This window comes from Halomonas piscis (assembly GCF_031886125.1).
Lineage (GTDB): Bacteria > Pseudomonadota > Gammaproteobacteria > Pseudomonadales > Halomonadaceae > Vreelandella > Vreelandella piscis.
The window spans coordinates 767,858-791,963 of sequence record NZ_CP119391.1; the positions used below are offsets into that span (position 1 = coordinate 767,858).

Genomic DNA, 24,106 nt, shown 5'->3' on the forward strand with positions numbered 1-24,106 from the left:
GACAAGGTTTGCTTTTTCCCCACAGGTTTTTTACAGGCAACGTCCATGAATCCCAACTACCTCGATTTTGAACAGCCGATTGCCGAGCTGCAGGCAAAAATTGAAGAGCTCAGGCTGGTCAGCTCCGACAGCCAGGTCAATCTGGGCGACGAAATCGAACGTCTGGAGGTCAAGCGCCGCAAGCTGACCGAGTCCATTTTCCGCGACCTCACTCCCTGGCAGGTCTCCCAGCTGTCGCGCCACCCCAAGCGCCCCTATACCCGGGATTACCTGGAGCACGTCTTTACCGACTTCGACGAGCTTCACGGCGATCGCCGCTTTGCCGACGATGACGCTCTGATAGGCGGCGTGGCGCGCCTCAACGACAAGCCGGTGATGGTCGTCGGCCACCAGAAGGGCCGCGACGTCAAGGAGAAGGTGCGGCGCAACTTCGGCATGCCGCGCCCCGAGGGCTACCGCAAGGCCTGCCGGCTGATGGAGATGGCCGAGCGCTTTCGCATGCCGGTGCTGACCTTTATCGACACCCCCGGCGCCTACCCGGGTATCGACGCCGAAGAGCGCGGCCAGTCCGAGGCGATCGCGAACAACCTGGCGGTGATGTCGCGGCTGAAGACCCCGATCGTTTCCACCGTGGTGGGCGAGGGCGGATCCGGCGGGGCGCTTGCCATCGGCGTATGCGACGAGCTTGCCATGCTGCAGTATTCCACCTACTCGGTGATCTCGCCGGAAGGCTGCGCCTCGATCCTGTGGAAAAGCGCGGACAAAGCCTCCGAAGCCGCCCAGGCCATGGGCATAACCGCCGAGCGACTGCAGGAGCTGGGCTTCGTCGATACGCTGATCGAAGAGCCCCTGGGCGGTGCCCACTGCTACCATGAGCAAACCGCCGAGCGGGTGAAAGAGGCGCTTGCCCAGAGCCTCGAGCGGCTGGAAGCGCTGGATACCGAGACGCTGCTGGAGCGCCGCTACGAGCGGCTGATGAGCTATGGCGCATCCGTCGCATAGTCAACGGCTGCAAACCCTGCTTGAGCGCGCCCTGGCGGATGTTCCGCCGGGGCGCTGCGTTTGGGTGGCGCTTTCCGGGGGCATGGATTCGGCGCTGCTGCTGACGCTTGCCGCTGAGCTCTGCCGCGCCCGGGGTCGCCCACTCAGGGCGCTGCACATCAACCACGGCCTGCAAGCCGCCGCCGCTGATTTTGAGCACCGCTGTCGTGCTCTGTGCCGAGAGCTTGGCGTACCGCTGACGGTGGCCAGGGTGGCCGTCGATGCCCTAGGCCGAGGCGTGGAAGGCGCGGCGCGAAAGGCCCGCTACGCCGCCTTTGTCGAGCAGGTACCGGCAGGTGATACGCTCATGCTCGCTCAGCACCGCCGCGACCAGGCGGAAACCTGGCTTTTGGCCGCCATGCGCGGCAGCGGCGTGCGCGGGCTCGGAGCGATGCCCGAGCGCCGGGTGTTTCACGGCATTACCCTGGCTCGCCCCTGGCTCGAGGCGGAGCATGGCGCGCTTGCCGATGCGGCCAGGGCGCTGGCCGGGGAAGGGCGGCTAGACTGGTGCGACGACCCGACCAACGCCGATACTCGCTTTGAGCGCAACTATCTGCGCCACCGGGTTCTTCCCGCTCTAAAGGCGCGCTGGCCGCACGCCGAGCGCTCGCTGGCGGCTGCAGCCCTGCATATGCAGGACGCCGACGCGCTGCTGGAAGCCTACGCCGCCGAGGAGCTTGCCACGCTCCAGGTCGGCGCAGAACAGCTTGACGCCGCGGCGCTTGCCGGCCGCTCCCGGGGCCGTCAGCGGCTATTGGTACGCACGTTTTGCCGTCAGCAAGGCCTGGCGACGCCGCCGCAGAAGCGGCTGGAAACCCTGCTCGCTCAGCTGGGCGCCGCGGCGGATGCGCAGGCGCACGTGACCTGGCCCGGCGGCTGTGCCCGGCTATGGCGGGGGCGGCTTTATCTGTTACCGGAAGAGCACCAGGCGGCGGCGCCCGACTGGCGCAGCGCCTGGGACGGCTGCGCGCCGCTCGCCACGCCGCTGGGCGAAGTGGACGTCCAGCTCAAGGCCGGGGCGGAAGGGGCCGCGCTGCCGCTTATCGCGAGCTGGCGCCGGGGCGGCGAGGTTATCCGCCTCGCCGGGCGCGGTCGGCGGGATCTCAAGCGGCTGCTGGCCGAAGCCGGCGTGCCGCCCTGGGAGCGCCATACGATCATTGTCGTCTGGGCAGAAGAGGCGTGCGTGGCGGCGATCAAGGCCCCCGATACGCTACTCTACCAGGCCGCGGGCTGGCGGTTTGCGCCTGCGCGTCAGGCAGCGCGCTGAGCATGTCATGGAGCATGCCCTCGCGCAGGGCGCCGTCGACAAAGCGCAGCTGCTGAAGGTCAAAGGTCTGGAATATAGCGCTGACAATGGCAATGCCGGCGGGAAAAATGCCGGCTCGATTAGCCTTCAGTCCTTTGAGCGCCAGCTCATCAAGATGGCGGTAGCGCAGTACCCGGGCGCGCAGCTGCTCGAGTCCCGGGCGGGTGATCAGGCCTTTTTCGCGGCTATCGCCGCAGGCGTAAAGGACGCGCGCCACCGACTTGAGCGTGCCGCTGGTACCCACGGCCTCGTCCCAGCCGGCGCGGCGATACTTCGCCTGAACGCTCGCCAGCCGCTCAAGCGCGGCCTGCTCGGCAGCCTGGATATTCGCCGGGCTGATGACGCCGCCGGGAAAAAAGCGCCGGGAAAACGTCACGCAGCCCATGGCGAGGCTCTCCAGCAGCTGCGGCGCCATGCCCTCGCCGATCACGCATTCGCTTGAGCCGCCGCCGACATCCACCAGCAGCCGCCGCCCGTTGAACTCGCGCGCGTGGCCGGCGCCGAGGTAGATCAGGCGGGCCTCCTCGCGCCCCGAAATCACCTCGACGGGCTGGCCCAGCAGCGCCGCGGCGCGGTCGAGAAAGACGTGGCGGTTGCCGGCATCGCGCAGGGCGCTGGTGCCGACGATGCGAAGCTGCGCGCAGGGCGCCTTGTGCAGCATGGCGGCGAACTGCTCGAGGCACTCAAGGCCGCGCTGCATGGCGCCGCGGTCAAGGTTGCCCCGGGCGTCAAGCCCCGCCGCCAGCTGCACCTTGACGCCGCGCCGGGTGACGATGTGCGGGCGGGCGCGGATCACGCTTGCCACCAGCAGGTGGAAGCTGTTGGAACCCAGGTCGATGGCGGCGAGCCGCCGGGCGGCCCGGCCCGGATGTCGGGAGACGGCGCGTCCGGCAGCGGCGGAAAAAGGCGTATCCTTGGGCATGGGCAGTCCTTCCGGTTGGTTCGGGCAAGGTTGCGTGCCCCCTGGCGGATTGTCAATTGGCAAGGCTTGCGTTTGCGGCAGGGCTTGACTACCATCCGTTTACTGGTTTGAGCCGAAAAGACACCGTGGTACGGTGGACTGGCCGCCGGTGGGCTCTCACGGCAAGATGGCAAACGGCCATGCGTGCCGACGTCCAAAGCCCGCCAGGCACCCTGGGTGCCGACGGCAACAGGCCAGGCGTTACTTTCGGCTATCTCAAGCTTTACCCCAACCTCATCCACGCCGAGCCGGGCGTTTTCTCGTTTTCCGCGGCGTCGCCACGCGCCTGACATCGATGCAACAAGGCGTCGGCGCCGTGACGTTCCCGGTGCGCCGAGCCGCACGGCGGTTTGGTACGGGGTGTTGTACGGGGGCAAGCCTGCCAGCTGTCCAAGTCGTCAGATAGCCCGTTTGTCCGGCCCATCCGGTGCCGGCCTTGAAATCAGGAGTGATTCGTCGAGCTGAATCCGATGCGTTCGGGTCAGTCTGGCTTCCTGCATATCGAGCGCGCGTCTTGTCGGGATCTGAACGCATCATACGGCGCGTTACTGCCACGCCTCCTTTCTACTTTGCGGCGCCCGGCGCCTCGCTTTCATGAGCAACGTTCTAACACACCGATGAATCTTACCGAACTCAAGCAAAAATCCGTTCCTGAGCTGCTCGATATCGCCCGCCAGATGGGGATCGATAATCTGGCTCGCTCGCGCAAACAGGACATCATTTTCGCCATCCTCAAAAAGCACGCCAAAAGCGGCGAGGACATCTACGGCGACGGTGTGCTGGAAATTCTCCAAGACGGCTTTGGCTTTCTGCGCAGCGCCGACAGCTCCTATCTGGCCGGCCCCGACGACATCTACGTCTCGCCGTCGCAGATTCGCCGCTTCAACCTGCGCAAGGGCGACTCCATCGCCGGCAAGATACGCCCGCCCAAGGACGGCGAGCGCTACTTTGCCCTGCTCAAGGTCAGCCAGATCAACTTTGACCGGCCGGAAAACGCCAAGCACAAGATCCTGTTCGAGAACCTCACGCCGCTGTTTCCCGACGAGCGCATGCGCATGGAAATGGGCAACGGCTCGAAAGAGGACCTGACCGCGCGGATCATCGATCTCACTGCGCCCATCGGCAAGGGCCAGCGGGGGCTTCTGGTATCGCCGCCCAAGGCGGGCAAGACGTTGATGCTGCAGAACATCGCCACCTCGATCACGCGCAACAACCCCGAGTGCCACCTGATCGTGCTGCTCATCGACGAGCGCCCGGAAGAGGTTACCGAAATGTCGCGCACCGTGCGCGGCGAAGTGGTGGCCTCGACCTTTGACGAGCCGCCGGCGCGTCACGTCCAGGTAGCCGAGATGGTCATCGAAAAGGCCAAGCGGCTGGTCGAGCACAAAAAGGACGTGGTGATCCTGCTCGACTCCATCACCCGCCTGGCCCGGGCCTACAACACCGTGGTGCCCAGTTCGGGCAAGGTGCTCACCGGCGGCGTCGATGCTCATGCCCTGGAAAAGCCCAAGCGCTTTTTCGGCGCCGCGCGCAATATCGAGGAAGGCGGCAGCCTGACGATTCTCGCCACCACGCTGGTGGATACCGGCTCGAAGATGGACGAAGTCATCTTCGAGGAGTTCAAGGGTACCGGCAACATGGAAGCCCATCTGGACCGCAAGCTCGCCGAAAAGCGCGTGTTCCCCGCGTTCAACATCCGCCGCAGCGGCACCCGCCGAGAGGATCTGATCGCCTCGGAAGAAGAAATGCAGCGCATGTGGATTTTGCGCAAGCTGCTGCATCCGATGGACGACGTTGGCGCTACCGAGTTTCTGATCGACCGGCTGAAGGATACCAAGACCAACCTGGAGTTTTTCGAGGCCATGAAGCGTCGCTAGGGTGACGACTGGCCGGCAGTGCCGATAATAGGGAGGCCTGATGTGAAATACCGCGATCTTCGCGAATTTGTCCAGGCGCTGGAAAGGCAGGGCGAGCTGGTGCGGGTCTCCGCCGAGGTCGATTCGTACCTCGAGGTCACCGAAATCTGCGACCGCACCCTGCGCGCCGGCGGCCCGGCGCTGTTGTTCGAGAACGTCAAGGGCCACGACATGCCGCTGCTGGGCAACCTGTTCGGCACGCCCGAGCGGGTGGCCATGGGCATGGGCGAGGACTCGGTCGAGGCGCTGAGCGAGATCGGCAAGCTGCTGGCGTTTCTCAAGGAGCCCGACCCGCCGAAGGGCTTGAAGGATGCCTGGCAGAAGCTGCCGATCTTCAAGCAGGTGCTGAGCATGGGGCCGAAGACGGTCAAGCGTGCCCCGGTGCAGGAAGTGGTGGAAGAGGGCGACGACGTGGATCTCGACCGCCTGCCCATTCAGCACTGCTGGCCGGGAGACGCCGCGCCCCTGGTCACCTGGTCGCTGGTGGTCACCAAGGGTCCCCACAAGGAACGTCAGAATCTGGGCATCTACCGCCAGCAGAAGATTGGCAAGAACCGCCTGATCATGCGCTGGCTGTCTCACCGCGGCGGGGCGCTGGACTTTCAGGAGTTCCAGCAGGCCCACCCCGGCGAGCCGTTTCCCGTGGCGGTGGCGCTGGGCGCGGACCCGGCCACCATTCTCGGCGCGGTCACGCCGGTGCCGGACACGCTCTCGGAATACGCCTTTGCCGGCCTCTTGCGCGGCTCGCGCACCGAGCTGGTCAAGTGCGGCCACGCCGAGCTTGACGTGCCGGCCTCAAGCGAGATTATTCTCGAAGGCTTCATCTACCCCGACGACATGGCCCCGGAAGGCCCCTTCGGCGACCACACCGGCTACTACAACGAGGTGGAGTCGTTCCCGGTGTTTACCGTCACGCGGCTGACCCGTCGCCGGGACGCGATCTATCATTCCACCTACACCGGCCGCCCGCCGGACGAGCCGGCGATTCTGGGCGTGGCGCTCAACGAGGTGTTCGTGCCCATACTGCGCAAGCAGTTCCCCGAGATCGTCGACTTCTACCTGCCGCCGGAAGGCTGCTCCTACCGCATGGCGGTGGTGACCATGAAAAAGCAGTACCCGGGCCACGCCAAGCGCGTGATGATGGGGGTGTGGAGCTTTCTGCGCCAGTTCATGTACACCAAGTTCGTGGTGGTGCTCGACGACGACGTCGACGCCCGGCGCTGGGAAGACGTGATCTGGGCCATGACCACGCGCATGGACCCGGCCCGGGACACCACCGTGGTGGAAAACACGCCCATCGACTATCTGGACTTTGCCTCGCCGGTATCGGGGCTGGGCTCCAAGATGGGCTTTGACGCCACCAACAAGTGGCCCGGCGAAACCGACCGCGAGTGGGGCGTACCCATTGCCATGGACAGCGCGGTCAAGGCGCGGGTCGACGAGCGCTGGGAGACGTTTGGCATCGGTATACCGCTGCCGCCGGCGCGAAGCGGCGGCGACTGACATTCATCCCGTCGCATCGCCTGGATGAGACGCTGAACAAGAGGTTTGCATGAGCGCAAGGACGATGACCTGCTTGGTCACCGAAGTGGAAGATCTCAATCCCGACGTGTTCGGCGTTACCCTGGAAGGGCGCGCCGAAGCGCTGGTGCACGAGCCAGGGCAGTACCTGGAGCTGGCGCTGGACGAATACACCTGGGTGCCGTTTTCCATTGCCAGCGGCAGTCGCGACGACGGCCGGCTGGAACTTCACGTGCAGCACTGGCCCGAACGCAGCAACTCCGCGCGGCTGCGCGAGCTGCTGCAGGTTGCCGAGCAGCTGACCGTGCGCCTGCCCGGCGGCGACTGCAAGCTGGCGGACAACAGCACCCGGCCGCTTCTGCTGATTGCGGCCGGCACCGGCTTTGCCCAGATGAAGGCGCTGATCGAGGCGGCGCTGGCGCGCCACCCCGAGCGCCGGATTGACCTCTGGTGGGCGGCCCGGGAGCATCGCGAACTGTATCTGGAGCCGCTGGCCACGCGCTGGGCGCAGACGTATCCGCATTTCACGTTTCATGCGGTGACCGAGCTTCCGCTTGCCGAGCCGCTGGCGGAAGGCGAGCGCCTGATCCACCACCAGGGCCGCATCGACGAGGCGCTGGAAGCGGCAGACATTGACCCGATCGAGTGCGATATTTATCTGTCCGGCTCGCCGGGCATGGTGTACGCCTGCCTGGATGTGCTGGAAGACAAGGGCATCGACGAAGCCCGGGTGTTTTCCGACGTCTTCAGCTACGCCCCCCGGGATAAAGCCTGAAACGGCGATGAAGAGTTTGCTAGACTGGGAGCGCATCGACCTTACCAGCGCAGACCGCGTATAACAGGACATCAAGGAGGTTTGTATGGCCCGTGACGAGAACTCTTACGACGACAGCGGCATTTTGGCCATACTGGCCGGGCTGGTGGTGCTGGTTGGCATGGCCTGCCTGCCGGCGACCATCGCCTGGATCCAGACGTTCGCCGGCTGATAGCCGCTTGTCAGGCAGCCCGTTATCGGGCTACCCTGACCGTTAACCAAAGGATGTATCACGACAATCCGGCTGACTAGGCAAACCCCATGCATATCGCAGCGCTTCTGGACACGGCAGGTATTTCATCGGTGCACGGCACCGCGCCTGGCTGCGGTTATGGTTACTGGTTTAGCCAGGGGATGGCCGTGGCCGGCAGCTGAGCTGCGCCAACGGGCATCCCGCCGGGTTGCCTGCCGCGAAAGCCCCGGTGGGTAATCCCCGCCGGGGCTTTTTGCGTTTAAGGCCCCGGATCACGGCGGCGCTGGAACCCCCAGTGACGCTAATCGCTTATGTTACACAGGAGCTGCACCATGAGTTACCGCGCACCGGCCAACTTCGCTACCCCCGCCCTGTACGGCTATCCGACGTATGGCGACGGCTGGCGATTTAGCCCCGCGCGGCCGGCAGCAGCTGCCACCTCCGGCCGTGTTCACCGCGGTGGCGAGAGCCCACGATGTCCCTTGCCGACGGAGCGCTAACTCATGAACGCGACTGCCACTATTCTTAAAACTGCTACCGCCACTGCCCCGCAAACGCCGACGGTGTCCGACGCCGTGACGGCCCGCCAGCCTGCCACGCCGACCGGCCCGCAGGCGCTCCCCGCCCCGTCCGCGCTGCACGCCGAGTACCCGCTCAGCCGGGCGCTGGGCGACGGCATCGCAAGCCAGCGCTCGACGGTCAAGCGCATCCTGTCGGGCGAGGACTCGCGCCTTTTGCTCGTGGTCGGGCCCTGCTCCGCTCACGACCCCCGCGCCGTGCGGGAATACGCCGAACGCCTGGCGCGCCTCGCCGACGACGTTGCCGAACAGATCCTGCCGGTAATGCGCGTCTATGTGGAAAAGCCCCGCACCACCGTAGGCTGGAAGGGGCTCGCCTACGACCCGGACCTGGACGGCCGCGGCGATATTGCCCGGGGGCTCGCGCTATCCCGCGAGCTGATGCGCGACGTGGCCGAGTGCGGCCTGCCCGTGGCCACCGAGCTTTTGCAGCCCATGCTGGCGCCGTACCTGGAGGACCTGCTGAGCTGGGTGGCCATCGGCGCCCGGACCACCGAGTCTCAGCTTCACCGCGAGCTTGCCAGCGGCCTCGACGCGGCGGTGGGCTTCAAGAATGCGACCCACGGCGGCGTGCAGGTAGCCGTTGACGCCATGGGCGCGGCGGCACACCCGCACCAGCGCTTTGCCATGGACGCCGCCGGCCGTCCGGCGGTAGCGCAGACCCCGGGCAACCCGCATACTCATCTGGTGCTGCGCGGCGGCAGCGGCGAGCCCAACTATCGGGCGGACCACGTCCGGGCGGCAGCGGCGGCGCTGGAAAGCGCCGGGCAGAATCCGCGGCTGATGGTCGACTGCAGCCACGCCAACGCGCGCAAGGACCACCGCCGCCAGAGCGAGGTGATGCTCGACGTGCTCGCCCAGCGCGAGGCGGGCAATCTGAACCTGGCCGCGCTGATGCTGGAAAGCTTTCTTCACGAAGGCAAGCAGCCCCTGACCCCGGGCGCGCTGCGCCACGGCGTTTCCATTACCGATGCCTGCATTGGCTGGGAGACCACCGAGCGGCTTGTGAAAACCGCCGCCGAACGGCTGGCATAACGCTTGACGCATGACACGAGAGGCCGACCATGGCGCGTTTTATACTGCAGCATCAGGATGCCCACGCCTACCGGCGAAAATCGCGCATCATCAGTCTGGTCATGGCCGGACAGTTCGCCGTGCTGGGCATGCTGTTTGCGCTGATACTGACCTCGGCCTTTGGCTCAAGCCTTGCCATGAACGCGCTGGGCGTGGTGCTGGGACTTTTGGCTACCAGCGCGATGTTTGCCGTACTCAAGGATCGTCCCTGGATGAACGAGGTGCGCTATGCCTGGCAGCTCAAGCACCACCTGGGCCAGGTTAGCGGGTATCTGGTGACGCTGCGCCCGGCCGTTGAGCAGGACGACACCACGGCGCTGGATATCCTGACCTTTTATCATCAGGGTATGGAACAGCTGGCCGAGCTCAACGGCCGCACCACCGACGACGACGCCGAGCGGCTAGCGGAAAAGATGCAGGTCAGGCTCAAGCGCGAAGCGCTGGGCCTGCCCGAAGAGGTGGGAAGCTTCAATCCCGACGACCTGCAGCGCTACCGGCGGGCGTGAACATCGGCAACGTTAACAACATCAAGGATCAGGGAGACCGGATGGGAACTTATCGCGACTTTTGGCCGGCGGCCGTGGCCGGTGCGCTGCTCGTTGGCGGCTGCGCCGCCCCGGGCACGATGCCTTCCGAGAGCCCGTCGGCCGGGGCGGGCGAGCCTGCGGACCATGCCGCGGACACATCGCTGGGCGCCGACGTCTCCACGGCGCCGCTCTTTCCGCCGGCGCTTTTCCCCGGCGCGGCCGAAGGTTTCGAGGCCTGGCGCTGCGCGCCGGCCAACCAGCACCTGGTCACCGCCTTCGGCGACGAGCAGCTCAGGCTGTGGTCGCTCCACGGCGCCTGGCAGCTGCCCCAGGCGGTGGTGGCCAGCGGCGCGCGCTACCAGAACGGCGAGCTAAGCTTCTGGAACCGCGGCGACAAGGCCCAGGTGGAAACGCCCCGGGGCCAGCTTCAGTGCCAACTGGCGCATGAGCGCGACGCCCGCACTCGGGCAGAGCACCCGGGCGTGATGTTTTTCGGCCACGGCAACGAGCCGGGGTGGACCGTTGAGTTGGATAATCACGAGCCCAGGCTGGTGCTGACTACCGACTACGGCGAGACCGCGCAGACGCTGCCCTACATGGTCAGCACCATGGACAACGACGCCGGGCGCGTGGTGCTGGAAAACGCCGACGCCGGCCGATTCTTCCGCGTGCGCATCGAAGCCGCCGCCTGCTTTGACGACATGAGCGGCAAGCCCTATCCGGCCCGGGTGACGCTTTCCATCGACGGCGAGCAGTACAGCGGCTGCGGCGAAGGTATCGCGCCCTGAGCTTGTTAAGAGCCGACGGCGGCGTTAGCCTCGGAGCGACTACTTGGATGTCTTCACTGGCACTGCGGTATCTAGGGGGCGTTAACAATTAGGCCAGCCATATGGCGGCTGACACGAGGCAGAGGAGTGACTGGTAGTTTCTTGCCAGTCGCTCATAGCGTGTAGATAACCGCCGGAACTTCTTGATTTTCTGAAAGAACCTCTCCACCAGATTGCGATCTTGGTAACAGTGCCAGTCTACTTCAATGCGCGCCAAACGATTCTTTTTCGGAGGAATCACCGGCTCGGCACCTGCGGCCTGAATCATGTCCCGCAGAGCAGTGGAGTCATACCCCTTGTCGCCCAGCACTGCTTGCGGGGAAAAACCTTCCAGTAGAGCGGGAGCAGCACCATACTCCGACGCCTGGCCCGGTGTGAGAACCAATCGTACTGGGTTACCTAACGCATCGACTGCGGCATGAATTTTGGTGCTCAATCCGCCTCGAGATTTGCCCATGGCTTCGACGTCTTGCGTGTTTTTTTTGACGCTCCATGCTGGTGCACCCTGACGATGCTACCGTCGATCATTAGCTGCTCTAGATCGGGATCGTCGGCTACTGTGTCAAAAATACGCTGCCAAACGCCCTTTCGTGACCAACGGTTATACCGCATGTAGACGGTGTGCCAGCGCCCAAAAGATTCGGGAAGATCACGCCACGGGGCGCCGGTCCGAGCGATCCAGAGCACGGCTTCCACGAACAGGCGATTGTCCTTGGCAGTTACCCCACAGTCTGAGGCTTTGCCGGGGAGCAGGTGCTCGATTCGCTCCCACTGATCATCGCGTAACTTCAACCGACTCATGGCCCACCAAAATCTATGAATACTAAATCAGTTTAAACGAAACTAATGATTGTTAACACACCCTAGCTGGGTGGGAGCGCAATTTATTGCGCGAATGCTGTGTAAAGGCAGTATCTTCGCGGACTGAAGTCCGCTTATATGGACCCGTCCTGTTGTGCAAGCTAGAAGCAACCACGCATAAAGGTGAGGACTGCACGCTTATATCCGGCCTGTTGGTGGCACCTGCGGTGCCTGGCCCTGATGGAATACGCGCTCTCTGCTCTGATCTCCCACTCGGCCTCGCCATGGGCCTGCGCACTTCACAGAGTGACAGAGAGTCGGTCTGACCCGTTATGCCATCGAAGCATCTCGCCTGCGCAACCTCGGGGTTGGGTAACTTATCGTATGCTGAACGATCTCGCCTGTTTATTCGGTATCATTAAGCGGCCTCCTGCGGCTGGTAGCGGCGCTCATGGGCCAATAGCGACCAGCAAATCCGCGCCATCTTGTTTGCCAGGGCCACAATGGCCTTGCGTTGTCCAAGACGCGCCGCTAATGAGCAGGCCCAGCGGGACAGCCGGTCGGGCTGTTCCTGGCGCTGAAACTGGCGTAATGCCGCGCGGGCACCGTGCACCAGCTGCCGTCGAACCTCGCCATTGCCGCGTTTGGTGATACCCATTAACTGATGGCGGCCACCACTGGAATGCTGGCGTGGCACTAGCCCTAACGAGGCGCTGAACTGACGCCCGTTGGGAAACCGTGCCGGATCGCCCAGGTGGCTGAACAACAGCGTGGCGTTGATCGGGCCGATGCCGGGCAGACTCATCAGCCGCTGCATGTCGGCTGACGCTTTGGCCTGTCGCTGCAGCCGCTTGTCATAGCGCGCGATCCGCGCATCGTTCTCGAGCCACTGGTCGAGCAGATCGTTCAGCAGGGTGTAGAGTTCTTCACCCAGCCGCGCCCGTTGCTCGTCCAGGCGTTCACGGATCACACCTTGGCGTATTACCGCATGCCCTTGCGACACGATCAGGCCAAACTCTCCCAGTAGGCCGCGCAGCTCATTGCCGATGGCAGTGCGCTCGCGCACTAACCGGCTGCGCACCCGGTGCACCGCTTGCAGGGATTGTTGCGCTTCTGTCTTGATCGTCACCCGAGGCGTCGCCGGGCGTGCTGCGGCCTCGGCGATAGCCGCGGCATCGCGTGCATCATTCTTGTGGCCCAGCACGAAGGGCTTGACCGCCTGCGGCGGCAGTAGTTCTGCCTCATGGCCCAGGGCGCGAATTTCGCGTGCCCAATAATGGGCCGAGCCGCACGCCTCCATGGCGATGCGGCAAGGCGGCAGCTGGGCCAGCGTGAGCCGCAGCTGATCACGCTTAACCTGCTTGTTAAAGATGTTATGGCCGCGCGCATCGGCGGCGTGCAACTGAAAAACGTGTTTGGCCAGGTCAATGCCGACAATGCTAATCTGTTTCATGGATGGGCCCTCCTTTCAGATGCCGTCAGTGTTCTGTGCACTGCTAGCTAGATGTCATATCCAGCTTGGCACAGAAGGACGGGTCCATCCCATTTCCCACAACAGTTTACTGATGAGTTTTGCCCGATAAGTTGCGACGACCTGTTTTTTTATCGTTGAGGTGAGTCATGCGCTATCTGCACACCATGGTCCGGGTCAGCGACCTGGACGCCGCGCTGCATTTCTACTGCGACCTGCTGGGGCTCAAGGAAATGCGCCGCAAGGACAATGACAAGGGCCGCTTTACCCTGGTGTTTCTCGCCGCCCCGGAGGACGAAACCCGCTCGACGGAGGAGCAGGCGCCGGAGATCGAGCTGACCCACAACTGGGACCCGGAAACCTACGACGGCGGGCGCAACTTCGGCCACCTGGCCTATGAGGTGGACGACATCTACGGCCTGTGCCAGCACCTCCAGGATAGCGGCGTCACCATCAACCGCCCGCCGAGGGACGGCCGCATGGCCTTCATGCGCTCCCCGGACGGCATCTCGGTGGAGCTTTTGCAAAAGGGCGAGCCCCTTGAACCCGCCGAGCCCTGGGCCTCCATGGACAACACCGGCACCTGGTAGAGGCCGCACCGAGGACACCCCATGACGCCATCCGTCACGAAACTTTCTGCTCTTGCCCGCCGTTGGGGCGCCATCAGCCTGGCAGCGTCGGCCTCGCTGCTGGCCGCCTGCTCCAGCACCCCGCCGGCATCGGCGCCCGAGGAGCCGGGCGGCAGTGCCAAACCGCTCGCCGGCGAGGTGATTGACCAGCGCTGGAACCTGCTGCTCATCGGCACCCACGAGCGGCTGGAGCTGCCCGAATCGGCGCATTTTCGCATCGCGCCGGACGGTCGCGTCAGCGGCAGTGACGGCTGCAACCGCTTTACCGGCGAGGCTGAGCTTGGCGACAATCAGCGCATCAGCATCGAAGAGCTTGCCACCACGCGCAAGGCCTGCCCGAGGCTTGAAGATGCCCGGCGCGTCACCGAGATGCTGGAAAACGCCTATCGCTATCTGATCGACCACGACCGGCTGGTGTTCTTTGGTCCAGACAGCGGGGTCATCGGCGGCTGGCGCAAGGCAAACTAGCCGTCAGCGAATCGGGCCAGGGTTCAAGCGGGCGATAAAGCGCCCGTCGATGCGGGCCTTCCAGCGCCATGCCCAGCGTCCGCCCGCCCCCAGCGGGCCGTAGGCGGCCACCGCGCGGCCGTCGCCGGTGCCGATCAGCGAAAGCACCCGCCGGGGCGGCCGCCAGTCTCTGAGCGGCTCGCCCCGGCACGCCCGACGCAGGTTGTCTGCCAGCACAGGTCCCGCGCGCACCGCATAGACGCCGGCCTTGGGCAGCGCGGTCGGGAATGCCGCGCCGTCCCCGGCGGCAAACACCCCGGGCGCGCCCCGCGCTTCAAGGTTTTTTTCCACCTCGATAAAGCCCCGCGCGTCGAGCGCCAGATCGCTTTCCTCGAGCCAGTCGTGACCCGCAGCACCGGTGGCCCAGAGCACGATATCGGCCGGCACCGGCGCACCCTGCTCCAACAATACGGTCTCTTCCCCAAGCCCGCTTGCGCGCACGCCCGGGCGTAGAGCTACCCCGGCGCGCTTCAGCGCGTGTACGAGCAGCGTTCTTGGCAGCCGGCCCGTGCCGAGCAAAAGCGTTTGGCCGGCGTTGATCAGGGTGGCGTCAAAGGTCACGTCCGGCCGCCGGGCACGCAGCGCGGCCAGCACGGCAAGCAGCGTTTCGCAGCCGGCCGCGCCGCCGCCCGCGCTCACCACCCGTTGCCGGCTTCCCGGTGCCAGAGCGTCAACGCGCGCGCAGAGCGCCTGCCAGCGCGTCGGGAGCCCGGCCAGCGGGCGCAGGGCGAGCAGGCAGGGGGGCGTCTTCGCCGTTTGGCGCGGCGGCTCAAGGGTGGCGCCGACGTTGATCGAGGCCAGGTCAAAGCCCAGCCATTCGCCGCTTTCAAGCGTGACTTCTCGCCCCGCGGCGCTGAAGGCCGTGGCTCGCCGCTGAATAAACCGCGCGCCGGCCCGGCGGCAGAGCGCGGCGACGTCAATTTGTGTCTCGCGCAGGGTGCACTCCCCGGCGAGCCAGGCGGGCACCCGGCCGGAATACGCCGCAAGCGCACTTTCGCTGATCACGCTCAGGCGAACGCCGGGCTCGGGGCGGCGGGCAAAGGCGTCGAGCACCAGGGCGTGGGCGTGGCCGCCGCCGATCAGTACCAGCTCTTTGTGTGCGGCCTCCGCGTTCATGCGCCGCGCCGCCAGCGGAAGTAGCGCTCGAGGAGCCGTAGCACCCGCTCGGGCTTGTGGGCGTTTTTCCATGCCCCGGCGGTGGCCTTGGCCGCCTCGCCAAGGGTGGGGTAGGGATGAACCGTGCCCAACAGCTTGTTCATGCCGAGCCCGTGCTTCATAGCCAGGCTGAACTCGCCCAGCCACTCGCCGGCGTTTTCGGCCACGATCGTCGCGCCCAGAATCCTGTCCCGGCCGGGTACGGTGAGCACCTTGACAAAGCCCGCCGTGGCGCCCTCGGCAATGGCGCGGTCGCTGTCCGCCATGGCGTAGCGGGTGAGCTCGTAGTCGATGTCCTGTTCCTTGGCCTCGCGCTCGTTGAGCCCCACTCTCGCTATCTCGGGCTGGGTGTAGACCACAGAGGGGATAAAGCGGTAGTCCACGTTGAAGCGCTTGACCTCGCCGAACAGGGCGTTGACCGCGGCGTGCCAGGCCTGGTGGGCGGCGGCGTGGGTCAGCTGGTAGGGGCCGGCGACGTCGCCGCAGGCCCAGACGTTGGGCAGCCGGGTCTGCAGCTGGCGGTTGAGTTCAAGCGTACCGTTATCCGTCGCGATGCCCAGCGCTTCGAGCCCCAGCCCCTCCACGTTGGCGCGGCGGCCCACGCACACCAGCAGGGTGTCGAATTCGACGCTTTGCTCGCCGCCGTCGGCGCGGCACAGGCGCAGCCGCTGGCCGCCGTCGTGGTCGATACGCTCGGCCCGGGTATTGGTCAGCACGGCCACGCCGTCCTGCTCGAGGGTCTTGGCCATGTGCTCGCTCACCTCGGCGTCTTCGCGACCCAACAGCTGCTCGCTGCCCTCGATCAGCGTCACTTGGCTGCCAAGCCGGGCGAAGCTCTGCCCCAGCTCGCAGCCGATGGCGCCGCCGCCGAGCACCGCCAGCCGCCCGGGCAGCTCTTCAAGCTGCCACAGGGTTTCCGAGGTCAGCACCCGGGCCTGGTCGATGCCGGGGAGCCCGGGTATTGCCGGGCGCGCGCCGGTGGCAATGACGATGTGCCGGGCGCTTAAGCGCCTGTCGCCGACGTCGACCTCCCAGGGCGTCACAAGCGTCGCTCTTGCGCTATGCACGTCCACGCCGAGCGCGGTATAGCGCTCGACGCTGTCGTGGGGAGCCACGCCCTTGATGGCACCATGCACGTGTTCCATGACCCGGGCAAAGTCGACCCTGGGCTTGCCGGCGTTGTGGCCGGCATGAATGCCAAAGCGCTCGGCGTGGCGCACTTCGTGGGCCGCCCGGGCGGCGCGGATCAGCGCCTTGGAGGGCACGCAGCCGGTGTTCAGGCAGTCGCCACCCATCTCGCCTGCTTCCACCAGCGCTACTTTGGCCTTCACCGCCCGGCCGATGTAGGCGCTCACCAGGCCCGCGGAGCCGGCGCCGATGACCAGGATGTCGTAGTCAAAGCGTTTGGGGCGCGCAAAGCCCCGGTAGGCCTTGCGCCGCTGGGCCAGGCGCATGAGCTTGCGTGCGACCCAGGGAAACACCGCCAGCAGGGCAAAGGAGAGCAAGAGCCCCGGGGATACCACGTCGCCCAGGCGCTGGATCTCGCCCAGCTGGCCGCCGGCGTTGACGAACACTGCCGTTCCCGGAAGCATGCCCGCCTGGCTGACCCAGTAGAACGTCCGCGCTCTGATCCGCGTGAGCCCCATTACCAGGTTGATGACAAAGAACGGAAATGCCGGCACCAGCCGCAGACTAAACAGGTAGAACGCGCCGTCCCTGTCTACCCCTCGGTTGATGGCGGCCAGGCGGCGGGGAAAGCGCCGCTCGATGGGGCGGCGCAGCAGGTAGCGCGAGATCAGAAACGCAAGCGTCGCCCCGATGGCGCTGGCAAAGGAGATCAGCACAAGCCCCACGGCCAGGCCGAACAGCGCCCCGCCCAGCAGGGTCATGATGGCTGCTCCGGGAAGCGACAGCGCGGTGATGATGACGTAGACGACGAAAAAGGCCCCGGCGATTTGCCAGGGGCGGCGGTCAAACGCCGCCTGGAAGTCGCTTTGGTAGGCCTTGAGCGTGTCCAGGCTGAACCATTCGTGGGCGCCGGTAGCAAAAAAGGCACCGATGGCGATCAGCAGCAGGGCGGCAAGCAGCAGGCGTTGTCGGTTCACGGGTCTCTCCGGCGGGTGAAAGGGTCGAGGGGCGAGCGCATTCAGGGTCGGGCCGAGCTTTCAACCCGAGCTTTGAGGCAGGCGGGCCTGCCCTGCTTTTTCAGCTGCCGGCTCAGCGCGATGGCTTCTCGTGGCGGCCGTTCGGGAAAGCCCCCGGCAGCGGCGAAGGCCGACCGGGTCATGAACAGGGCCTGGGCGCCGGCAGCGACGCCGGTGAGCCGCGAGCCGGCGTTGATCAGCGCGGCAATGACGCCAGGCTGGTGGGTCAGGGTAACGTCAAAGCGGCCCCAGCGGTGGGTCTCAAGCGCCCGCTGAATCTGCCTCGGGGCGTCTTCGGGCAGGCGGGTATCGGCGTGGAGAAACAGCAGGGTGTCAAAGCCGGCGGCGCTGGCGCCGAGGTTCATCTGCGCGCCGCGGCCGGGCGCGGCGGTCATCACGGTATCAGCCAGCGGCAGGGCCAGGGCGGCGCTGGCGTCCCGGCTTTCGCCGTCGACCACCACCAGCTCCGCGCCCCGGCGGCGCAGAGGCTGAAGGGCCTCAAGCGTTGCCGCAAGCGTCGTTGCTTCGTTGAGCACCGGGATGACGATGCTGAGGTGAGCCGGGTTGGGTGCAGCGGTGTCAGCCAAGCGTAGCCTCCTTTGTCACAGTCTGCGCCGTGCGCCCTGTCGCGCCCAGGCGGCCGGGCAGCACGGCGGCGAGGGTAAAGCCCACCAGCGGCAGGGCGGCCTGCACCAGCGCCCAGACGCTGATCAGCCTTCGGTTGCCGCCCGAGGCCAGCGCCACGGCCTCGGTGGTCACGGTCTCGACCCGCCCTGCGCCGAGAAGCCGGGTAGGCAGATACTGGCCGATGCTGATAGCAAGCCCCACGGCGAAGGCGGTGGCCAGCGGGGCGGCCAAAAGCGGCAGGCGCACCCGCCAGAAGGCGGCGTTGCGCGAGACGCCGAGCGTGCGGGCAATTTCCAGCCAGCGCGGGTCGAGCCGCCGGTAGGCCTCGGCCAGCGACAGGTAGACGTAGGGCAGCACAAACAACAGGTGCCCGGCAATCACCAGCCCGAGGTTGGGGCCGATGCCGACGCTTTCGGCGGCCACCACCAGGCCGAAGAGAAAGGCGATCTGCGGCACCAGCAGCGGCACGTACAGTAGCCACAGCGCTCGCCAGGGCCGTATATTGCGCCGGTGCTCGTTTTCCAGCACGGCGAGCACCAAAAGCGTGGCCACAAGCGTGGCCGCCAGCGCAATCACCGCGGTGCGGGAAAGCGCTTCGCCGAGCATTGGGGTAAAGCGCCGCCAGTGATCAAGCGTCAGCGCTTGCGGCAGCGCCTCGGGGAAGCGCCAGTACCCGGCGAAGGAAAACAGCACCAGCCCGGCGAGCGCGGCCACGGCGGCAAGGCTCGCGCCGCTTAGCCCCACGCGGCCGATGGCGCGCAGCGTCCTCTCGCCGCGCCGCCGGCCGCCCCCGGTCAGCCAGGGGCGCAAAAGCCGCGCGGCCAGCCGCTCGCCGAGCCACCAGATACCAAGGGCAGAAAGCGTCACGCCCAGCTGCAGCACCGCCGCGGCCGAGGCCATGAAACGCTGACTCAGATCGGGATCGTTGAACCACTCAAGAATCGACACCGCCAGGGTTGGTGGAAGCGTGGGGCCCAGAATCAGCGCCATGTCGACGTTGGCGCTGGCGTAGGCGATGACCGCGTAGACCGGCAGACGGATCAGCGGATAGAGCGCGGGCAGTACGGTTTTCAGCCAGCCAAGGGTTGGTGCATAGCCAAGCGCTCGGGCGATCTCCACGCGCTTTTCCGGCCGCAGCCGCTCGAGGGCGGCGAGGCTCATCAGCAGCAGAAAGGGCATTTCCTTGAGAATAAGCCCGGCCATCAGCGCAAACCCCAGCGGGTCGTTGACGATCAGCGCATCCGGCGGCTGGCTGGCGCCGGTTAGCCAGGGCGATGCCAGCCGCATGGCGAGCCCCGAGGGCGCAATGAGAAACGCCAGGCCAAAGCCCAGCGCGGCGTGGGGGACGGCTAGCAGCGGCGATACCAGCCGGCGCACGCTGCGCGCCAGCCGGCCGTTTTGCCCCGCGGCCAGAAACAGCACCACGGCGGCAAGGGCGACGGCCGGCGTGACCAGCCCGCTTGCCAGGCTCAGCGCGGCGGAGCGCCCAAGTCCCGGCTGGCCGAACAGCTCCCGCCAGGGCGCCAGGCCAAAAGCGTTGCCGCCGAGCGCCGGCAGATAGCCAAAGGCCGGCAGCACAATCATCGCAAGCCCCGCCGCCACCGGTAGCGTCAGCAGGCCGATTACCAGCACCGGGGCCAGCCGCAGCACGGCTAGTTAACTCCGTAACGCTTGAGCCAGGCGTCCTGCAGCGCGCCCGTCCAGCTGGGATGGGGCTCGGCCAGGGTGTTGTCGAACGCGCCTGCCGGGGGCAGCGCGGGATTGTCCGACGGCGCGTCAAACAGCGCCCGGTCGTCTTCGCTCAGCCGGGCTACGTCGAGCACGGTGCGATCGCCCCAAACGTCCAGCGACTGCTTTCGCGCCTGGGCTTCGGGCGAGAGCAGAAAGTTGGCCAGCGCCATGGCGCCGGCCTTGTGCGGCGAATTGTAGGGAATGGCGATAAAGTGCACGTTGCCCAGGGTGCCGCCGTCGAGCACGTAGCTGCGTACGCTTGGCGGCAGCTGGTATTCCTTGACCGCGACGGCGGCATCGGTGGGGTAGAAGGAAAACGCCAGCGACAGCTCGCCGTCGCTCATCAGGGTACGTAGCCGGGGGCCGGAAGCGGGGAAGCTCTGACCTTGGCGCCACAGGTGCGGGTGCAGCGCGTCGAGATAGTCCCACAGCGGCGCGGTGACGCTGTCAAAGTCGCTTTGCGCCACCGGCTGGTAAAGCGCCTCGTCCCGCCCGGTCAGCTCGATCAGCGCCTGCTTCAAAAAGGTGCTGCCGGTAAAGTCGGGGATGCGCGGGTAGGTAAAGCGTCCGGGATTGTCTCTGGCCCAGGCGAGCAGCTCGTTCATGCTGCCCGGCGGCGTCCGGCCTGCGCTAAAGCCTGGCGCTTCGCTGTCGTGGTAGAAAGTGATCTGAGCCTTGCCCCAGGGCGACTCGAAGCCGTCGGTAGGCAGCGTGAAGTCGGTGACCACCTCGGGGTTGTTTGCCGGGCGGGTCAGCGCAAAGTGGGGCAGCGACTCGGCAAAGGGGCCGAACAGCAGGTCGCTCTCGCGCATGGCGGCGAAGTTCTCGCCGTTGAGCCAGAGCGCATCGATGCTGCCGTCGGCCTCGTTGCCCGCCTGCTTTTCCGCCAGCACCCGGGCCACGGCGCTGCCGGTATCCTCGAGCTTGACGTGTTCGACGTCGACGTCAAAGCGCGCCTGCATCTGCTCGGCGACCCAGTCGATGTAGCGGTTGACCCGCGAATCGCCGCCCCAGGCGTTCCAGTACACCGTCTGGCCCGCGGCGCGCTCGAGCACCGCGCTCCAGCTATCGGGGTCGGGTGCCGGCGGCGCGGCGGCAAAAGCGGGCAGCGAAAGCGCGGTCAGCACGCCGGCGGTGAACAGCAAGCGGTGGGGCATGCAGGGTACCTTGGGTCGCGACGGAGGCGGTGACGCCCTCCGGTTGGTCTGAGAAAGCTTGACGATAGTGTTACAGGGTTTTCGTTTATTGTACATGGCGAAGCGCGACAAGTTAGCGCAGTGCGGGACGGCCGCATAGCACAACGCCCGCGCGGGGCGGGCGTTGGGCAGGGACACGTGCGGGGGCAGCTGCGATCGGAAGGGTTAAAGCGAACCGATTTTCTGGCGCTGCTCTTCCAGCAGGGCCCGAGCACCGCGCACTTCGGCGAGCTTGCCGCGCTCCTTGTCGACCACCGCCGCGGGCGCCTTGGCGATGAAGTTCTCGTTGTCGAGCTTTTTCTCGATACCCTCGATCTGCTTGTTCTGCCTGGCAATTTCCTTGTCCAGCCGGGCAAGCTCGGCGTCCTTGTCGATGAGTCCGGCCATGGGCACCAGCACCTCCATCTCGCCCACCAGCTGGGTGGCCGAGAGCGGGGCGTCGTCGGGATCATCCAGCCAGGTGGCGCTTGCAAGCTTGGCCAGCTTCATCAGAAACGGCCGGTTTTGGCGAAGGCGCGCGGCGTCTTCGGCGCGGCCCTTGGTCAGCAGCACGTCGATTTCCCGGCCCGGGGCGATGTTCATCTCGGCGCGGACGTTGCGCACGGCGACGATCACGCCCTTGAGCCAGTCGATATCCCGCTCGGCGGTCTCGTCGATGCTATCGCCATGGGACTCGGGCCACGGCTGCACCATGATGGAGTCGCCCGCGCCTGCGTGGGTGCCGGCCAGCGGGGCCACGCGCTGCCAGATCTCTTCGGAGATGAACGGCATCATCGGGTGGGCCAGGCGCAGCACGGCCTCGAGCACGCGCACCAGCGTTTGCCGGGTGCCGCGCTGGCGTTTGGCAAGCTCTGCTTCTGCCGCTCCCGACGTCCTGTCTCCCGCGGCATTAGTACTTCCCTGTACGTCATCCCACAGCACCGGCTTGGACAGCTCCAGATACCAGTCGCAGTATTCGTTCCAGACGAAGTCGTAAAGCGCCTGGGAGGCGTGGTCGAAGCGGTAGGCGTCGATGTGGCGCGTCACCTGGGCGGTGGTTTTCTGCAGCGCCGAGAGAATCCAGCGGTCGGCCAGCGACAGCGTGACCTCGCCCCCGTCCGCGCCGCAGTCCTCGCCGTCGGCGTTCATCAGCACGTAGCGCGAGGCGTTCCACAGCTTGTTGCAGAAGTTGCGGTAGCCGTCCAGCCGGCTCATGTCGAACTTGATGTCGCGCCCGGTGGTGGCCTGGGAGAGGAAGGTAAAGCGCAGCGCGTCGGTGCCGTGGGGCTCGATGCCTTCCTTGAACTCGTCCCGGGTGGCCCTGGCGATGGCCTTGGCCTTTTGCGGCTGCATCATGTTGCCGGTGCGCTTCTCCACCAGGTCGTCGAGGCTGATGCCGTCGATCAGGTCGATGGGGTCGAGCACGTTGCCCTTGGACTTGGACATCTTGTTGCCCTGGCCGTCGCGCACCAGACCGTGGACGTAGACCGTCTTGAACGGTACCTCGCCGGTGAACCTGAGCGTCATCATGATCATCCGGGCGACCCAGAAGAAGATGATGTCAAAGCCCGTGACCAGCACGCTGGTGGGGTGAAAGGTGGCAAGCTCCTCGGTCTGCTCGGGCCAGCCGAGAGTGGCGAAGGTCCAAAGTGCGGAGCTGAACCAGGTGTCGAGGACGTCTTCATCCTGGGTGAGCGCCACGTCGGCGGCGATGCCGTACTTTTCTCGGGCTTCGGCCTCGGTGCGGGCGACATACACGTTGCCGCTCTCGTCGTACCAGGCGGGAATGCGGTGGCCCCACCACAGCTGGCGGGAGATGCACCAGTCCTGGAGGTCGCGCATCCACGAAAAATACATGTTCTCGTAGTTTTTTGGCACGAACTCGATATCGCCGTCTTCCACCGCCTTGATCGCCGGGCGGGCCAGCTCTTCCACGGCGACAAACCACTGGTCGGTCAGAAGCGGCTCGATGAGGTCGCCGGAGCGATCGCCAAAGGGCAGGGTGTTGTTGACCGTCTCGACTTCCTGCAGCAGGCCGGCGGCGTCCATGTCGTCAACGATTTGCCTGCGCGCCTCGAAGCGGTCGAGACCGGCGTACTGGGCCGGCAGGCTGGCGTCTTCGCCCGGCTGGAGCTGGCCCTTGAGGTTGTAGATCTCGGCGCGCTCAAGGACGGTGGCGTCCTTGGCCAGGACGTTGATCAACAGATGCCCCTGGCGCTTGCCCACCTCGTAGTCGTTGAAGTCGTGGGCCGGGGTGATCTTCACGCAGCCCGAGCCCTTGTCCATGTCGGCGTGCCCGTCGGCCACAATCGGAATGCGCCGGCCCACCAGCGGCAGCTCGACGAACTTACCCACCAGCGAGGCGTAGCGCGGGTCGTCGGGGTTCACCGCCACGCCGGTGTCGCCCAGCAGGGTTTCCGGGCGGGTGGTGGCGACCACCAGGTGGTCCCGGCCGTCGTCGGTCTTGACGCCGTCGGCCAGCGGGTAGCGGAAGTGCCAGAAGCTGCCCTGCCGGTCGCGGTTTTCCACCTCCAGGTCGGAAATCGCGGTGTGCAGGGTGGGGTCCCAGTTGACCAGCCGCTTGCCGCGGTAGATAAGGCTGTCTTCGTGCAGGCGGACAAAGACTTCCTGCACCGCCTTGTAGAAGCCGTCGTCCATGGTGAAGCGTTCGCGGGACCAGTCGACGCTTGCGCCCATGCGGCGCAGCTGGCGGGTAATGTGGCCGCCGGACTCCTCTTTCCATTCCCACACCTTGTTCATGAAGGCGTCGCGGCCGAGATCGTGGCGGGTCTTGCCTTGCTCGGCGGCAAGCTTGCGCTCCACCAGCATCTGGGTGGCGATGCCGGCGTGGTCGGTGCCGATCTGCCACAGGGTGTTGTTGCCCTGCATGCGCTTGTAGCGGGCCAGGGTGTCCATGATGGTGTCCTGAAACGCATGGCCCATGTGCAGGCTGCCGGTGATGTTGGGCGGCGGAATCATCATGGAAAACGGCGTGCCCCTGCCGGCGGGCGCAAAGCGGTTGTCGGCTTCCCAGCGCTGATACCAGCGGGTTTCGATGCTTTCGGGTTGGTAGGTCTTTTCCATGGAGTCACTCATAGCAAGGATGCC

21 protein-coding genes are annotated in these 24,106 nt (G+C 66.0%); 12 read left to right on the forward strand and 9 right to left on the reverse strand.

The features are described 5' to 3' along the window. Positions 1–45: 45 nt before the first annotated feature. Entirely contained in the window at positions 46–1,002 is a 957-nt protein-coding gene (locus P1P91_RS03605) for an acetyl-CoA carboxylase carboxyltransferase subunit alpha (protein ID WP_311884586.1), read from the forward strand. Beyond that, on the forward strand, positions 983–2,308 hold the full coding sequence (gene tilS / locus P1P91_RS03610; protein WP_311884587.1) for a tRNA lysidine(34) synthetase TilS: 1,326 nt from the start codon (positions 983–985) through the stop codon (positions 2,306–2,308). Before P1P91_RS03605 ends, tilS begins: the two co-directional genes overlap by 20 nt. Here the strand turns inward: tilS and P1P91_RS03615 are convergent. Next, the gene (locus P1P91_RS03615; RefSeq protein ID WP_311884589.1) at positions 2,235–3,269 is read right to left on the reverse strand and encodes a Ppx/GppA phosphatase family protein; all 1,035 of its coding nucleotides are present in this window, start codon (positions 3,267–3,269) and stop codon (positions 2,235–2,237) included. The two genes, tilS and P1P91_RS03615, sit on opposite strands and share 74 nt — an antisense overlap. A gap of 179 nt (positions 3,270–3,448) precedes the next feature. Between P1P91_RS03615 and P1P91_RS03620 the strand changes: the two genes are divergently transcribed. From P1P91_RS03620 to P1P91_RS03655, 8 genes are all read left to right on the forward strand, one after another. Continuing rightward, the gene (locus tag P1P91_RS03620) at positions 3,449–3,598 is read left to right on the forward strand and encodes a hypothetical protein (RefSeq protein ID WP_311884591.1); all 150 of its coding nucleotides are present in this window, start codon (positions 3,449–3,451) and stop codon (positions 3,596–3,598) included. Between the two features lie 327 nt (positions 3,599–3,925). After that, positions 3,926–5,185, forward strand: coding sequence for a transcription termination factor Rho (rho, locus tag P1P91_RS03625; protein WP_311884593.1), 1,260 nt, complete (start codon positions 3,926–3,928; stop codon positions 5,183–5,185). A 42-nt stretch (positions 5,186–5,227) separates the two neighbouring features. Next, positions 5,228–6,727, forward strand: coding sequence for a 4-hydroxy-3-polyprenylbenzoate decarboxylase (ubiD, locus tag P1P91_RS03630; protein WP_311884595.1), 1,500 nt, complete (start codon positions 5,228–5,230; stop codon positions 6,725–6,727). A 49-nt stretch (positions 6,728–6,776) separates the two neighbouring features. Then, complete coding sequence (locus tag P1P91_RS03635) at positions 6,777–7,520, forward strand: FAD-binding oxidoreductase (RefSeq protein WP_311884596.1); 744 nt, start codon at positions 6,777–6,779, stop codon at positions 7,518–7,520. Between the two features lie 85 nt (positions 7,521–7,605). Next, complete coding sequence (locus tag P1P91_RS03640) at positions 7,606–7,731, forward strand: hypothetical protein (protein WP_311884597.1); 126 nt, start codon at positions 7,606–7,608, stop codon at positions 7,729–7,731. Positions 7,732–8,255: 524 nt separating this feature from the next. Further along, positions 8,256–9,365, forward strand: a complete 1,110-nt coding sequence (locus tag P1P91_RS03645; protein ID WP_311884598.1) for a 3-deoxy-7-phosphoheptulonate synthase — start codon at positions 8,256–8,258, stop codon at positions 9,363–9,365. A 29-nt stretch (positions 9,366–9,394) separates the two neighbouring features. Then, positions 9,395–9,910, forward strand: coding sequence for a DUF3087 family protein (locus P1P91_RS03650; protein WP_311884600.1), 516 nt, complete (start codon positions 9,395–9,397; stop codon positions 9,908–9,910). Positions 9,911–9,951: 41 nt separating this feature from the next. Then, positions 9,952–10,719, forward strand: a complete 768-nt coding sequence (locus P1P91_RS03655; protein ID WP_311884602.1) for a COG3650 family protein — start codon at positions 9,952–9,954, stop codon at positions 10,717–10,719. Between the two features lie 88 nt (positions 10,720–10,807). Here P1P91_RS03655 and P1P91_RS03660 read toward each other — a convergent pair. Beyond that, a protein-coding gene (locus P1P91_RS03660) for an IS5 family transposase (RefSeq protein WP_407650535.1) occupies positions 10,808–11,559 on the reverse strand; the annotation gives its coding sequence in 2 pieces (ribosomal slippage) (positions 10,808–11,224 and positions 11,227–11,559; 750 coding nt in all). Positions 11,560–11,977: 418 nt separating this feature from the next. Beyond that, positions 11,978–13,012, reverse strand: a complete 1,035-nt coding sequence (locus P1P91_RS03665) for an IS110 family RNA-guided transposase (protein ID WP_311882511.1) — start codon at positions 13,010–13,012, stop codon at positions 11,978–11,980. Positions 13,013–13,179: 167 nt separating this feature from the next. On the opposite strand from P1P91_RS03665, the gene P1P91_RS03670 reads away from it, so the two are divergent. Then, positions 13,180–13,620, forward strand: a complete 441-nt coding sequence (locus P1P91_RS03670; protein ID WP_311884604.1) for a VOC family protein — start codon at positions 13,180–13,182, stop codon at positions 13,618–13,620. Between the two features lie 21 nt (positions 13,621–13,641). Beyond that, complete coding sequence (locus P1P91_RS03675; protein ID WP_311884606.1) at positions 13,642–14,127, forward strand: META domain-containing protein; 486 nt, start codon at positions 13,642–13,644, stop codon at positions 14,125–14,127. A gap of 3 nt (positions 14,128–14,130) precedes the next feature. On the opposite strand, the gene P1P91_RS03680 is transcribed toward P1P91_RS03675, so the two are convergent. The 6 genes from P1P91_RS03680 to P1P91_RS03705 all read right to left on the reverse strand — a co-directional run bounded on the left by P1P91_RS03680 (position 14,131) and on the right by P1P91_RS03705 (position 24,082). Next, entirely contained in the window at positions 14,131–15,282 is a 1,152-nt protein-coding gene (locus tag P1P91_RS03680) for an FAD-dependent oxidoreductase (protein WP_311884608.1), read from the reverse strand. After that, positions 15,279–17,426 carry an FAD-dependent oxidoreductase gene (locus tag P1P91_RS03685; RefSeq protein ID WP_311884610.1) on the reverse strand — a complete coding sequence of 716 codons (2,148 nt, stop codon included), beginning with the start codon at positions 17,424–17,426 and terminating at the stop codon, positions 15,279–15,281. The genes P1P91_RS03680 and P1P91_RS03685 overlap by 4 nt, the downstream gene beginning before the upstream one ends. A gap of 41 nt (positions 17,427–17,467) precedes the next feature. After that, positions 17,468–18,052 (reverse strand): TIGR04283 family arsenosugar biosynthesis glycosyltransferase, encoded by a 585-nt coding sequence (locus tag P1P91_RS03690; RefSeq protein ID WP_311884612.1) that lies wholly within the window; start codon positions 18,050–18,052, stop codon positions 17,468–17,470. Next, entirely contained in the window at positions 18,045–19,742 is a 1,698-nt protein-coding gene (locus P1P91_RS03695) for an ABC transporter permease (RefSeq protein ID WP_311884613.1), read from the reverse strand. Before P1P91_RS03695 ends, P1P91_RS03690 begins: the two co-directional genes overlap by 8 nt. Before the next feature lie 2 nt (positions 19,743–19,744). Further along, positions 19,745–20,980: an ABC transporter substrate-binding protein gene (locus tag P1P91_RS03700; protein WP_311884615.1), complete on the reverse strand. Its 1,236-nt coding sequence runs from the start codon at positions 20,978–20,980 to the stop codon at positions 19,745–19,747. Positions 20,981–21,184: 204 nt separating this feature from the next. Continuing rightward, positions 21,185–24,082 (reverse strand): valine--tRNA ligase, encoded by a 2,898-nt coding sequence (locus P1P91_RS03705; RefSeq protein WP_311884616.1) that lies wholly within the window; start codon positions 24,080–24,082, stop codon positions 21,185–21,187. Positions 24,083–24,106: the final 24 nt, after the last annotated feature.

What these genes read in the sequence shown, in the direction of transcription:
- P1P91_RS03605 (WP_311884586.1), top strand. Translation starts at nt 46, where the DNA reads ATGAATCCCAACTACCTCGATTTTGAACAGCCGATTGCCGAGCTGCAG.
- tilS (WP_311884587.1), top strand. Translation starts at nt 983, where the DNA reads ATGGCGCATCCGTCGCATAGTCAACGGCTGCAAACCCTGCTTGAGCGC.
- P1P91_RS03615 (WP_311884589.1), bottom strand. Translation starts at nt 3,269, where the DNA reads ATGCCCAAGGATACGCCTTTTTCCGCCGCTGCCGGACGCGCCGTCTCC.
- P1P91_RS03620 (WP_311884591.1), top strand. Translation starts at nt 3,449, where the DNA reads ATGCGTGCCGACGTCCAAAGCCCGCCAGGCACCCTGGGTGCCGACGGC.
- rho (WP_311884593.1), top strand. Translation starts at nt 3,926, where the DNA reads ATGAATCTTACCGAACTCAAGCAAAAATCCGTTCCTGAGCTGCTCGAT.
- P1P91_RS03635 (WP_311884596.1), top strand. Translation starts at nt 6,777, where the DNA reads ATGAGCGCAAGGACGATGACCTGCTTGGTCACCGAAGTGGAAGATCTC.
- P1P91_RS03640 (WP_311884597.1), top strand. Translation starts at nt 7,606, where the DNA reads ATGGCCCGTGACGAGAACTCTTACGACGACAGCGGCATTTTGGCCATA.
- P1P91_RS03645 (WP_311884598.1), top strand. Translation starts at nt 8,256, where the DNA reads ATGAACGCGACTGCCACTATTCTTAAAACTGCTACCGCCACTGCCCCG.
- P1P91_RS03650 (WP_311884600.1), top strand. Translation starts at nt 9,395, where the DNA reads ATGGCGCGTTTTATACTGCAGCATCAGGATGCCCACGCCTACCGGCGA.
- P1P91_RS03655 (WP_311884602.1), top strand. Translation starts at nt 9,952, where the DNA reads ATGGGAACTTATCGCGACTTTTGGCCGGCGGCCGTGGCCGGTGCGCTG.
- P1P91_RS03665 (WP_311882511.1), bottom strand. Translation starts at nt 13,012, where the DNA reads ATGAAACAGATTAGCATTGTCGGCATTGACCTGGCCAAACACGTTTTT.
- P1P91_RS03670 (WP_311884604.1), top strand. Translation starts at nt 13,180, where the DNA reads ATGCGCTATCTGCACACCATGGTCCGGGTCAGCGACCTGGACGCCGCG.
- P1P91_RS03675 (WP_311884606.1), top strand. Translation starts at nt 13,642, where the DNA reads ATGACGCCATCCGTCACGAAACTTTCTGCTCTTGCCCGCCGTTGGGGC.
- P1P91_RS03680 (WP_311884608.1), bottom strand. Translation starts at nt 15,282, where the DNA reads ATGAACGCGGAGGCCGCACACAAAGAGCTGGTACTGATCGGCGGCGGC.
- P1P91_RS03700 (WP_311884615.1), bottom strand. Translation starts at nt 20,980, where the DNA reads ATGCCCCACCGCTTGCTGTTCACCGCCGGCGTGCTGACCGCGCTTTCG.
- P1P91_RS03705 (WP_311884616.1), bottom strand. Translation starts at nt 24,082, where the DNA reads ATGGAAAAGACCTACCAACCCGAAAGCATCGAAACCCGCTGGTATCAG.